The organism is Brevibacterium sp. ZH18 (assembly GCF_022748595.1).
In the GTDB taxonomy this organism is placed as follows: domain Bacteria; phylum Actinomycetota; class Actinomycetes; order Actinomycetales; family Brevibacteriaceae; genus Brevibacterium.
In genome coordinates this window covers 53,952-66,770 of record NZ_JALDSX010000013.1, presented here as the reverse complement: position 1 = coordinate 66,770, position 12,819 = coordinate 53,952, and the positions used below count along the sequence as shown (strand labels likewise).

Genomic DNA, 12,819 nt, shown 5'->3' with positions numbered 1-12,819 from the left:
TTAGGACGCAGACGCGACAGTCGGTGCGCTGCGGCGAGGTCGAGAACAGGTGAACTCACCTACCAGGCGTGTCAGTGACCCGATGAATACCGCAAGACATCCTGCTTCCACAGCAGCCATTCCGGCCATGCCTGCGATTCCGCCGCCTGCGAGGACTGCAATGATCGCGGTGCCGCCGACGAAGAAGGTCGCCCAATAGCGGTTGAGGACAAGCAGATTCGCGGAAGCCAGATAGGTCGGGAGGGTGCAGAGGGCTGCGAGGGAGAGGTAGAGCACTGATTGCCGGGAGAGGACGAAATCCGCACCGTAGACGGCGGACAGCAGCCATGGCCCGATGAATAGTGCGAGGACGACGAAGGGAATGAGACTGGTCAAGGCGATCAGGCACATCCGCTTCACCCTGCGCCGCAGCACCAACGGGCCTTCGGTCTCGCGGACAGTGCGAAAAGCCGGCAGGACGACGGTTTCGATGGATGCGCCGACCAGATTGGCGAAGACGACAAGGTACGCGGCCGAAGCGTAGAGCCCGACGTCGCCGGGTGATCCGAACCAGGCCACCACAGCCAGCGGAACATAGGACAGCAGGGAATAGACGCCCTGCATCAGGGACATCGGGATCCCCGCGGAGACGAGTGTTCGGACCTCGGAGCGCACCGACGTCCGTGAGGCAATGTCGGCATTGGTCTCTGGCGGTTCGGCGGAGGCGACCCAGATCGTGACCATGGTGCCGGTGGAAGACACGACGGCCGCGGACCACAGTGCGGTGATGATCGATCCGGTCATGAGCATCACCACGGTGACCGTGATTGCGCTGACGGTGGCCATGCCGATGAGGATGAGACCGAAGGCGAAGAGACGCTCGGTCTTCTGCAGCCGCGCATAGAACAGGTCGCCGACAGAATCACTGACCTTGATCAGCAGCAGTGGCAATGCAAGTGCAGTGTGGATCTGGGCAGGTCCGAAGATGACCAGCCCGATGATGATGACGACGGACAGGCCGACCGTGGCCAGGCGACATCCGAGATAGATGCGCCAGCGAACTGTCCTCTGCAACGTGACGAAGAGGTTGCGCAGTCCCAGCTGCGAGGCGATGAAGACAGGTGTCATCATCGCAATCAGCGTGGAGTAGTGGCCGACAGCGACTGGTCCACTCTGCTGGGCGAACAGCCACACCAAATACCACTGGGCGCCGGCAACCGCGATATTGCCCAAAGTGACCAGGGCGAAAGCGGATCGAGAATTGTGCAACGGCGTTTTCCTCCTCGATGATGAGCTCGGCCCCGGACGATCAGGACCAGTTTCCAGTATGGTCCTCGGCAGCTGCCGGACAGCTGGCTTCCGAGTCGGATTGCGGCTGTTCTTCGGACATGTGCGGCATTCCGTGCATCCCACGCGGGTAACCGTAGTCAGTGCCAGCTGGGGATCCTTCCTGAGGCGAGTCTCACTAGTCTGAGAAGGTGAGTACGAGTCCTGGACATCGAGCCGAACTTCGATGTTGTCTTACGCTGGTTCGCCGGCCCGACTGAAGCTGATGTCTGATGAAAATCCAGCAATTTCTGTACCTTCTCCGCCGCCACATAGTGCTGCTCATCGTCACAATGGTGGCCGGTGGGCTGGCAGGCTTCGGGGCCTCGGTTCTGTTCCCGCCATCGTATACAGCACGTACCGAGCTGTTCGTGTCGGTGCCCACCTCGGGTGATCCCTACGAAATGCGGATGGCATCGGACTTCATCAAGGAGCGCATTCAGACCTACGTGGGCATGGTCGGAAGCGAATCCGTGCTCGAGCCTGTGGTCTCCGAACTTGAACTCGACACCACCGCAGAAGATCTCGCCGGGCAGGTCGAAGCCTTCAGTGACCCGGAGACGGTGCTCATCACGGTCCAGGCTCGGGCCGCGGACGCCGATGGTGCGGCGCGGCTTTCGACTGCTGTTGCCCGCAGTCTCACGGAGAGGATCGGACGGCTCGAGAACCCGGGGAAGACCGACTCGGCGGCGATCGACCTGATCGAAGCGAACGCGGCGGTGGCGCCGACGAAGTCGGACGGCCTGCCTCAAGTGGGCTTCGTGCTCATCGGAGCGCTGCTCGGACTGGCAGTCGGCACCGCCATCGCGGTTGTGCGGGGGATGTTCGACAGTGTTGTACGGACAAAGGACGATCTGGCGGCCATCACCTCGGCGCCGTTGATGGCGGCAGTGCCCGAGGACCGCAGCATCGTCCACGAGTCCACCAGGGACGGTCCCGCAATCGCGGGTGTCCGTGGTGAGTCGATTCTTCGGCTGCGGACGAATCTCCGCTTTGCCCACGTCGACGACGACAGCTCCGTCCTACTTGTGACTTCGGCGCAGCAGGGGGAGGGCAAGACCACGCTCAGCGTCGACCTGGCGATCGCCAGCGCTCGTGCGGGTCAGCGCGTGGTCCTCGTCGACGCCGATCTGCGGAGACCGAATGTCTCCTCGCGACTGGGGCTGGAGAATGCTGTCGGTCTCACGACAGCCTTGGTCGGCGGTCTCGACCTCAGCGATCTGCTGCAGTCCTGGGGCGAGCACGATCTCAGCGTGCTTGCTGCCGGAGAGATTCCACCCAATCCCACTGAGCTGCTCGAGACCCGCGCGATGGCTGAATTGGTGTCCGAGCTCGCAGGCAGGTTCGATCTCGTCATTCTCGATGGTCCTCCGCTGCTGCCCGTGGCAGACAGCCTCGTTCTCTCACGACTGGCCAGCAGGACCATTCTTGTTGCCGGCGCCGGGCGGGTGAAGGCCCGCGCCGTCGCGGAATCCGTCCGTGCCCTGGACGAGCTGGGTGCACCGATAGGTCTGGTTCTCAACAGGTCCGAACTGTCCTCGGCAGAGGTCGACCGGAACCGGACGTACGGAATCGACTCCGCGCAGCCGGGGGTCCATTTGATCTCAGCCGATGTCGCCTCCGGAACGGCGACGGGTCTTCCGACAGGCCCGATGCCACTGATCCGCGACGACGGCGACACTGCTCGATCATGATCGCCATCTGGTTCGGGCTGACGACTGTCTGGGTTCTCATGCTCGTGCTGAGCTGGAGGGTCCCACAGCTGCGTCATTGGAGCAATGCTCTGCTTCCGCTGATCTCTCTGGTCCTGATCAACACCATTGTTGCGGCTCTGGGGAACTACGACGTCTCCGACAAGGCGATCTACTCGACGGAGTTCCAGATCCTCAGCTTCGCGCCCACCGACGAAGTCTTCTACACCTACGACAGCGAAGGCCGAGAACCCGCTTTCCTCGTGCTCGGATGGCTCATCGGTCTCTTCACCCATGACCCGAAGGTCTACTTCTTCGTCGTTGCACTGCTGGGTTCGATCATGCTCGCCCTTGCCCTGCTCTGGCTGCTGCGGTCGACATGGCAGGTGACCGTCGTCTACTACGTCACCTTCTGCTTCGGGTTCTTCACCGGGTATTCGAGCTACCTGCTGAGACAGGGACTCTCGTTGCTGTTCATCCTGCTCGCTGTAGTCTCGATCTGCCGGCAGACTCGACTGTGGCAGACACTCGTGTGGCTGGCTATTGCGACTCTCTTCCACTGGTCGGCAATACCTGCAGCGCTGCTGCTCCTCGGCGTCCGCTTCCTGCCGAAAGCCTCCACTCCCTTCCTCATCGGCGTGTGGGGGGTGTTCTCTCTGCTGTTCCTCACAGGACTCAACGCGACCCTGCTGTCCCCGTTCGCCGCTGGCTCAGAAGAGCTCGAAACCTACACCGACCCTGAGAATGCCGACCTGTACACGGGCGGAACGAACAGATTGGACTTCTGGATACTCGGCCTCTGCGTCTTGGTGATGGGCTATGTCGTGCTGCGGACGATCGATGCGCTTCCAGAGTGGTACCGGCAGCTGTTCCACGCCTTCATCATTCTCAATACGTACTATCTGGGACTGGGATTCGTCTATTACAGCGACAGAGTGGCCGCCTATTCCTGGTCGATAGTGCCCTTGATCGTGACCATCCCGGTGCTCTGTCTGAAAGGGTGGCGACAGGGTCTGGGGAGTGTAGCGCTCATGGTCGCCTTCCTCGGGTGGAGTCAGTACATCGGTGCGATGGACAAACTGCTGAACACCTGAGGCCCACGCCGGTTCAGCTCTTCGTCGACCTTCGATTCGCCGCGGCGAGAAGTCCGGTGAGGAAGAACAGGGTACGGTAGCCGATCAGATTGTAGATGGCACCGAACACCCACGGAACGGTTCTCAGGCCACGGAGGTCCACGTGTGCAGCCGAGCTCCGATACCGTTCGGCAGCGGCCAATTTCTCCCGCATGGGCAGTGGGCAGTCTCGATGATGGAGGTCTCTGGTCGAGGACACCGCATTCTTGGCGCGGATGTATCCGGCCGCGCCAAGCAGGCCGGACGAGTCTAGGTCGGAAGCGAGCTGTTGGAGTGAGTCATTGACGAGCATCAGCTCATCATGTTTGCCGGAAATGAAACGTTTGGTCACTGAACCGGAATTGTCGCGCCGGTAGTAGTAGCCCAGCAGGGAGAGATGGCAGCCTGTTGCGGCGGCTCGAACGAAGTCGAGATTGAAGAGCAGGTCCTCGCCGAGGTGGATCCCGACCGGGAATCGCGCGCCTGAACGGGCCACGGCTGCGGAACTGTAGGCCTTGTTCCACACAGTGTTGAACGATTCGTCTATGATGCTCGGCCCCAGATAGGCGGAGTCGAGGACTGGTCGAGGACCGGTGCGTCGGATCTGCTCGGCCTCACACCTGTGCCGGGCGAGGAGCGCGGCGTCGCGGGCATCGGCGATGGAGGTGGGGTCGCTGCCGGTCTCGAAGGTGACCACGTCGACGGCGGACCCGGTGCACCCTGCGACGGCTTCGAGAAGGCAGGAGCTGAGCAGCTCGTCGTCGGCGTCGACGAACATGATCCATTCGCCGCGTGCCTCGGCGAGCGCGGCATTGCGTGCTGCTGAAGCGCCTTCATGGTTGGTCAGCAGGCGAATGATCCGCGGATCTCGAGAGCTGAAGTCAGCGAGGATCGACGGCGTGCCATCGGTGGAACCGTCATCGACGACGATGAGTTCGAGGTTCTCATGGCATTGGGCGAGTACTGACCGCAGACAGCCCGGCAAGTACTTCTCGCCGTTGTGGACGGGGACGATGACGGAGATCAGAGCATCATTCGACATGGGGATCTGTCTGCGCTGTGGGAGTCGTCGAAGCGACGTCGATGAAGGTGGGCAGGAACTGTCGAATCCCAGTGGCTGCATGTGAGTAGTCGAGGACAGCCCGGTCGAAGACCAGAGGTTCGCGCAGACGCCCCGAATCCCAATCCGCAACGATCCGTGCCGCCAGTCCGGGTGAGTCGCCGTCGGCTGTCAGCTGCGCCAGAGGGATGTCGCGGACTCCCTTGACATCGAAGGCGTAGCTGCGTCGTCCGATCGACAGGCTCTCCAACATGACTCGTGGCAGGCCTTCCCACTGCGCGGTGTGCAGCAGGGCATGGCTCCTCGAGAGCGCAGCGGCTGCGTCTCCGGGGCCCTCGGCGGTGACGATACCCGCCAGGCCGCGGTCCGCGATCTCAGCCCGGATCTGCGTGCGGAAAGTCCCCTCTCCGAGCATCTCGAGGTGGAAGTCGGTCCCTCGCCGGTACAGTTCGGAAGCTGTGTCCAGCGCCAGGTGCGGGCGTTTGCGAGTGGAGAACTCACCGATCCAGCACAGTCGAAGCGGGCCGTCGGGCAGCTCCCGGATGGGGTAGTCGGCCAAATCGAGGCCGACGCCTGCGGGCAGATGCAGATGACGGCTGCCGTCGAGGTGTCGGGCAAACCAGCGCCGGTCGTCCGAGTTGAGTGAGATGACGCCGGCGGTGCGCGGAAGAAGCATGCGCTCGATGACCGGCCATATCCGATCCCCGATCGAATGGGCCTCGTTCCAGTGCAGCCCGTGGCAGAAGTAGACGACGGGTGCTCTGGTTCCGGCCAGTCGCACCAGCGCCGAGGCAGTCGCCGAGTTCGTGACGATGACATCCAGATCTTCGCGGTCCGACCAATGCCTCAGACCTGCCAGGGCTCGGACCATTCTCGGGTCGGGACGTCGGGAGAGCCCAGGAATCACTGTCGCCTGGGCCGAAACCATAGGAGTCCCGGCGCCGAAGCTGACAGTGTGTCCACGAGACCGCCATGATTCCGCGATCTCGATGAAGAAGGAATCCAGCATCCCACCGGTGCTGGCCAATAAACCGATTCTCATTCTGCGTCACCGCCCTTATCGCTGCACTCGTCGACTATCTCAGAATAGGAGAGCGACTCATCTCGATTCGCCGAAAGCACCCCAGGCTACGGACATCCGCAGACTCCATGCGGTTGACCGTCGACGGCGGCGACGAGGGAGGGTTGAGCCTCCGAGAGGCGACGGGGGAGCGTTTCGAGCACGATTCCCAGCTCACTCCGGGTGACTGAGTATCGGGGCCAGTGATGACCTGATCGTGACAGAGTAGTGACACGCGGCTGTCCGGAGGTAACCCCCTAGTGGCTGTGAGATGCCTGGAGAATCCTAGGGCATGTGAAAACAATGAATGAACTCTCAGCCCCCTTGCCGCCCGCCGGTGACACTCCTCGTCGTCGGCCCTACTCCAGTGCTCTCGGCCTGGCTTGTCTCGACGGGACAGCCCTCGTCATCTCGTGGTTCCTCGTCGTCTCCCTGTTCGGGCGGGTCTGGGGCGGGGAGTTCCTCCTCCTGCTGCCGGCCTTGGTCATCGGCCAGCTCGGACTGGGTTACCTGCTGTCGCTGTACCGGAATCGGTATCAGCTCGGCTCAGACCGCGAACTGCGCAATCAGGGCCTGGTCGCTGCCGTCCTCTTCACAGGGACTGCCGTGATGGGCGCAGTGCCGGAATACCGGGAGGACATCCCCTGGCTGCTTCTCGCACTGCTCTTCGCCCAGGCTCTGATGGTCTTCGTCAGGCAGGTCGTCCGAGTCCTCCAACAGCTTCGACTCGTCCCCGTGGCGGGAGAACCGGTCGTCATCGTCGGTGCCGGCGATCTCGGTGCCTCCCTTGTCGCTCAGATGATGGCGGATCCGCTCAGCCCCTACCGTCCCGTGGCCATCATCGACGATGACCTGACCAAGGCCAGGCAGCTGATCCATGGTGTTCCGGTCCGTGGCACCACCGCCTCCGTCGCCGAGGTGGTCGCCGCTTCGCATGCCGCCGGAGTCATCGTCGGCATCGCCGCTGCACCTGCGCAGGTATTCGCCTCGCTGGTCCAGCGCCTTGAACCGGAGACGACCTGGGTGCGGGCTGTGCCTTCTCCGTTGGACATGCTCTCATCTGATATCGGACTCTCCGACATCCGTGACCTCGATGTCACCGATCTCATCGGCAGACCCGCAATCGAACCTGAGAGCGATCAGATCTCTCATCTCGTCGAAGGGCGCACCGTCCTCGTCACCGGAGCCGGCGGCTCCATCGGCTCCGAGCTGTGTCGGATCATCTCGCGGCACGGTCCGAGCCGACTGATCATGCTCGACCGCGATGAGTCGGAGCTGCACTCACTGTGTATGAGCCTCGAAGGCCGAGCGCTGATGGATTCTCCTGACCTCGTCCTCGCCGATATCCGTGACTCCCAGGCTCTGGACCGCGCCTTCGCCACGCACAAACCAGACATCGTCATCCACGCTGCGGCGCTCAAACATCTCCCGATGCTCGAAAGCTATCCCGCCGAGGGGTGGAAGACCAATGTGCACGGATCCTTGAACGTGCTGCGCGCGGCGCAGAAGCACGGTGTCGGCAGATTCGTCAATATCTCCACGGATAAGGCGGCGAATCCCAGCAGCGAACTGGGACGGTCGAAGTTCGTCGCGGAGCGCTTCACCGCGCACTTCGCCGCGGAGACGGGACTTCCATATGTCTCGGTGCGCTTCGGCAATGTGCTCGGTTCGCGCGGATCGGTGCTCATCTCCTTCGCCGAGCAGATCCGCCGCGGCGGACCGCTGACCGTGACACATCCGGACGTCACACGGTTCTTCATGACCATTCCCGAAGCCTGCCTGCTGGTGCTGCGGGCGGCGGCGCTGGGCGGCAGCGGCCAGACGCAGGTGCTCGACATGGGGCAACCCGTGCGCATCGTCGATCTGGCGAAACGAGTGATGGCACTGACCGGGCGGTCCTGTCCTATCGTCTACACCGGTCTGCGCGCGGGGGAGAAGCTGCACGAAGAGCTCTTCTCTCCTGATGAGCTTGAGCGCACCTCCGCCAACGGTGTGTCGTGGACGGTTGAGGTCTCACCACTGGACCCGACTGCAGTTCCCGTCCCCAGCGCCTCGCTTGCAAACATTCGGGACTGCTACGTAGAGACTGTGGAGGGCATCGACGCTGCGGCGCCGATCGCCGCAGCTCCCGCTGAAATGCCCGAAGCGGAAGTGATCGAGCTGGGACAGACACCTGTCGGGCTCGACCTGGCCGGGATGGGAAGGGCATGATGGCGATGCGTATTCCCCTGTGCATCCCATCTGTCGGAGCGAAGGAAGAGGCAGCGGTGCTCACCGCACTGCGCTCAGGCTGGGTGGCTCCGGCCGGTCCGCAGCTCGATGAGTTCGAATCCTGGTTGGCCGACATCACCGGCCGCTCTCACGCAGTGGCAGTGAGTTCGGGAACTGCAGCCCTGCATCTTTCCTTGCTGGTGCAGGGGATCGGGCTCGGGGATCGTGTGGCGGTGTCGACACTGACTTTCGCCGCGACGGTCAATGCCCTGCACTACGTCGGGGCTGAACCGGTGTTCATCGACTGCGATGAGTCGGGTCTGATGGATGTTGCGGTACTCGAAGCCGCATGCGCCGACTCCCTCGCCTCGTCACGTCCGATCCGGGCGGTGGTGCCCGTCGATCTCTATGGACGCCCTGCCGACTACCTGCGAATCGGGCAGATCGCTTCGATCTACGGGGCCGTGGTCATCTCAGATGCGGCTGAGTCGTTGGGCGCCAGCCTGGAAGGGGAGCCGGCGGGTTCATTCGGCGCCGTGGCCGCACTGTCCTTCAACGGCAACAAGATCATCACCACCTCTTCAGGCGGCGCGGTGCTCTGCTCTGATTCCGAGACTGCCGACCGCGTCCGTTATCTCTCGACCCAGGCGCGGCAGCCGGTAGTCCACTATGAACACACCGAAGTCGGATACAACTATCGTTTGTCCAACCTCCTCGCAGCGCTCGGTCTGGCTCAGCTCGAGAGACTCGATGAGATTGTGGCTGTCAAACGCTCCCATCACCGGGCCTATGACGAGACCTTGAGCGGATACAACGGCATGCAGGTTCTCGACGCCGGTGACGGCAACTGCTGGATGAGTGTGCTCGTCGTCGACCCCGAATCAGGCACTGATGCCTGGTCGCTGAGCGAGTCCCTGCTGCGGCGTGGAGTTGAGACTCGACCGGTGTTCAAACCGATGCACCTGCAGCCCGTGCACGAGGGCTGCGATCGGCGCTACATCACAGGCCGCGCAGAGGAACTGTTCCAAACCGGACTTGCGCTGCCTTCGAGCACTGATCTGCAACCAGAAGACAGGAACCAAGTGGTTGCGGAGATCGCAGCCCTCGTCGAAGAGGCAGTCGGAGTATGAAGAAGCAGACGATCATCATCGGGACGGGCCTCATAGTCGTCGTCCTCCTCCTCTTCGGCGCAGGTGTGGGCGCGTACACGGGGTACTTGGGGTTGGTCTGGGACGCCGGGACCGCGAAGTCGGACGACCCTGCTCTGGCGAAACAGCTGCAATCATCGAAGCAGGGCGCGAAGGATGAAGGGCCGACTGCAACAGACATTCTCTTCCTCGGCACCGACGCTGCAGAACCCGCTGCAACCAGTGCAGCTTCCACCGGATTCACCACCGATCTGATCATGGTCGCTCATATTCCTGCGGATCGCAGCGGAGTCCAACTCGTGTCCATCCCGAATGACACCTGGGTACGTGTGTCCGGCCATGGCCACAACACCATCGAGACTTCTGCTGCGGTCGGCGGTCTGCCCCTGGCTGTGCGGACCGTCTCAGAGTTCCTTGACATCACCATTGACCATGTAGCGGTCGTCGATCTCGCGGGACTCAGCGATCTGACCGACCTCGTCGGTGGGGTGGAGGTCAATTCGTCAACGGCATTCGAATCCGGTGGCCATGATTTCACGGTCGGGCTCAATGCGCTGGATGGCGCAGCTGCGCTCGCTTTCGTTCAGGAGCGCTCGGCGTTCCCTGACGGTGACTTGCAGCGGATCCGCAATCAGCAGGAATTTCTCCGTGCGATGGGTTCCCAGGTGATGTCGGCAGACTACGAGCTCAATCCGCTGAAGATGTCTGAACTGGTCCGAGCGCTCAGTCCTTTCCTCACCGTGGATTCCGGGCTCAACGCCAGCACGCTGGTGACACTGGCGTCCGAGCTCAAGGGGATCAGCGCAGACGATTTCGACTTCGTCGCTGCACCGACTGAGAACTCTGGTGTCCCTGACGACGGAACGCGCCTCATCGCCGATCGGGGCGGTCTGGAGAGGCTGAAGCAGGCGATTGCCGATGATTCCGTCTCCGACTACGCCTTCGAAGCGGAAGACCGACGCCGATGATCGATCAAGCTGCGAAGAAGCTCACTGCAGCTGAGCTGCAGGCCGAGTTCGATCTCGATGAAAGCGAAGCACGGCTCATCCACGCTGCCAGCGGGGGCTGGGCACCTTTTGCCGATGCTGCTGTGGCGGCAGTTCAGACGACCGGTCGCAGTCTGGACGAGCTGCTGGGGTCGGCGGGGTTGGCTGACTTCGTCGTCTCGCAGACTGACGATTTCTCGCTCCCACTGTCCCGGTCCGATCAGCATGCACTCGAGGTCCTCTCGCTCCTCGACGGATTCGACGAAGGCGTTGCACAGGTCGCTTTCGATGTCGCGGCCGAGCATTGGATGGAACCCGCCTGGGCAGATGGTCCGACCGTACTGCTGCGACTGCAGATCGCCGGCGCGGTGATGGCTGGGCCGGAGGAATCGCCCTGGTCCGTTCCTCTGCTCATCGCTGCCTGGGCACGGAAGAGTCTGGTACAGGAAGGGCTCGAGGGCGTCGCCGCGGCAGTCGAGAGGTCATTGGCCGAAGCATTCACCGCACAGCTTGAACTTGCGAGCACTCCCGAATCGCTGCTGGTAGACAATGCCCTGGTGTTAGCGCGGAGGGCGCGTGCCTGGGAACTGCTCGACCGCATCTTCCTCGCCTGCGGATATCCTATGTTCTACCGTTACCATCGGTCGAGCGTGGCGGCGTTCGCCCAGCTGCCGGCACAGGCACTGCGGACTATTCCTGAGCTTGAGGAGGTCACTACGGTGGCCACCATGGTGCAGGAAGCGATGCTCGGCGCCGAGACCGACGCTGAAGCGACCTTGGGTGAGCGGGCGCGGGAGCAGGTTGCCCGATTCACTGCACCAGGTGCGCTGCGTCGCGAACTGGGGGCAGCGGACGACACGGTCGGGCATCCGACCGGGCGGACGGTGCCGCAGGATGCAGGGGCACCATCGCGCTTTCACACGGTGATGAGTGAAATGGCCGGGCTCGGGGAGACTGGCCGACACCACGATGCAGCTGAGGCAGGTGCCAGCTGGGTATCCAGCGGAGTGGTGCGACGTCCGCGGCGCATCGTTCGCCTGCACGCGTCGATTCACAGTGTGCTCGCCTGCGAACCGGGGCGCGCACTGGCGCTGCTGAGATCGATCGAGGACGAGGTGAAGGAAGACAGCGTGGTCGGGGACTTCCTCGGTCCGGCCGTCATGGCCTGGACGGCGCTGGCCGCGTACCTTGCCGGTGACTACGAGCGTGCTGACGCAATGATCGTCGAATTCGCTCGACTCGATGTTCCGCCGTTCGTGCAGGAGCAGAGCTTCCGGCCGGCCGCACTCGTGGTGGAGGCATATCGCAGCCTCGACAAGTTGGATCTGAGCGCGGCGGAGGAGACGATGCGCAGAATGCGCAACTATCCGGAGATGGGAGATCTGAGTTACCACGTGCCGATCATCGAAGGCCTTCTCTCGCAGCTGGTGGCGCCTTCGCGGTCGACTCTGCTTCGGTCAGAGGAGTCGATCGACATGCATGCGAATGGAGTCGGAGTCACCGGAGGTGCTGCAGAGATGCTTGTGGCTTCGCGCATCAGCATGCTGATCAGCCTCGGTCAGCTGCATCGAGCGGAAGTGCTGCTGGAGACGCTGACGGGCCTCTCGGGGATGAGCCAGGTGCTGTTTGCGCGCAGCGAGCTGGTGGCCGGGCGCAACGATGCCGCGGTCCGCATCGCCGAGGCGCAGTACTACGAGAACCACGTCGACACCCGAAACCGAGCCGAACTGACTGGGATCAAAGCCGCGGCGCTGTTGCGGGTCGGAGATCGTGAGGCGGCGCACTTGGCATTTCTGGAGCTGTTGGAGCTCTCCGTCCTGTTGGGAACCGTGCTGCCGATCGTGCGGCTTCCCTTGGTCGAACGGCAGGAGCTCTTGCGCATGAGTGCCGAGGAGCCGATTCTGCGCAAGGTTGCAGAGGTGCTCGCCCCCTCGTCGCATTCGGTGGGTCGAGCTTCCTTCGGCAGCGAATCCCTCGCTTCCTGCATGGACAGATTGAGCAGCCTCGGTGGGGCAGTCGTCGGGTTAGTCGACTTTCCGGTGTTGGGGCACCGTGAGATGACACTGCTCGAAAAGCTCGATCAAGGGGCAAGCGTCGCCGAGATGGCCCGGGACCTGCTGCTGGTCCAGGGAACGGTGAAGAACAATCTCTCGTCCCTCTATCAGAAGCTCGGAGTCAACGGACGTGAAGCCGCTGTGGCGCGTGCTCGTGTGCTGGGCTACCTCGGCTCAGTGAGGTCCTAGGCC

9 protein-coding genes are annotated in these 12,819 nt (G+C 62.8%); 6 read left to right on the top strand and 3 right to left on the bottom strand.

Annotated elements, in window-relative coordinates; translation table 11 throughout:
* Positions 1-1,248: a hypothetical protein gene (locus MPN20_RS07310; RefSeq protein WP_242780842.1), complete on the bottom strand. Its 1,248-nt coding sequence runs from the start codon at positions 1,246-1,248 to the stop codon at positions 1-3.
* A 290-nt stretch (positions 1,249-1,538) separates the two neighbouring features.
* Between MPN20_RS07310 and MPN20_RS07305 the strand changes: the two genes are divergently transcribed.
* Positions 1,539-2,999, top strand: coding sequence for a polysaccharide biosynthesis tyrosine autokinase (locus MPN20_RS07305; protein ID WP_242780841.1), 1,461 nt, complete (start codon positions 1,539-1,541; stop codon positions 2,997-2,999).
* Positions 2,996-4,090, top strand: a complete 1,095-nt coding sequence (locus MPN20_RS07300; RefSeq protein ID WP_242780840.1) for an EpsG family protein — start codon at positions 2,996-2,998, stop codon at positions 4,088-4,090. Before MPN20_RS07305 ends, MPN20_RS07300 begins: the two co-directional genes overlap by 4 nt.
* Before the next feature lie 13 nt (positions 4,091-4,103).
* Here the strand turns inward: MPN20_RS07300 and MPN20_RS07295 are convergent, their stop codons facing one another.
* On the bottom strand, positions 4,104-5,150 hold the full coding sequence (locus tag MPN20_RS07295; RefSeq protein WP_242780839.1) for a glycosyltransferase family A protein: 1,047 nt from the start codon (positions 5,148-5,150) through the stop codon (positions 4,104-4,106).
* Positions 5,140-6,210 carry a glycosyltransferase gene (locus tag MPN20_RS07290; RefSeq protein ID WP_242780838.1) on the bottom strand — a complete coding sequence of 357 codons (1,071 nt, stop codon included), beginning with the start codon at positions 6,208-6,210 and terminating at the stop codon, positions 5,140-5,142. Before MPN20_RS07290 ends, MPN20_RS07295 begins: the two co-directional genes overlap by 11 nt.
* 321 nt (positions 6,211-6,531) lie before the next feature.
* Between MPN20_RS07290 and MPN20_RS07285 the strand changes: the two genes are divergently transcribed.
* The 4 genes from MPN20_RS07285 to MPN20_RS07270 are packed head-to-tail and all read left to right on the top strand — an operon-like array spanning position 6,532 to position 12,816.
* Positions 6,532-8,439: an SDR family NAD(P)-dependent oxidoreductase gene (locus MPN20_RS07285; RefSeq protein ID WP_242780837.1), complete on the top strand. Its 1,908-nt coding sequence runs from the start codon at positions 6,532-6,534 to the stop codon at positions 8,437-8,439.
* Positions 8,436-9,569, top strand: coding sequence for an aminotransferase class I/II-fold pyridoxal phosphate-dependent enzyme (locus MPN20_RS07280; protein WP_242780836.1), 1,134 nt, complete (start codon positions 8,436-8,438; stop codon positions 9,567-9,569). Before MPN20_RS07285 ends, MPN20_RS07280 begins: the two co-directional genes overlap by 4 nt.
* Complete coding sequence (locus MPN20_RS07275) at positions 9,566-10,555, top strand: LCP family protein (protein ID WP_242780835.1); 990 nt, start codon at positions 9,566-9,568, stop codon at positions 10,553-10,555. Before MPN20_RS07280 ends, MPN20_RS07275 begins: the two co-directional genes overlap by 4 nt.
* A complete protein-coding gene (locus tag MPN20_RS07270) occupies positions 10,552-12,816 on the top strand; it encodes a helix-turn-helix transcriptional regulator (protein ID WP_242780834.1) in 2,265 nt (754 codons plus the stop codon). Before MPN20_RS07275 ends, MPN20_RS07270 begins: the two co-directional genes overlap by 4 nt.
* The last annotated feature ends 3 nt before the right edge of the window (positions 12,817-12,819 follow it).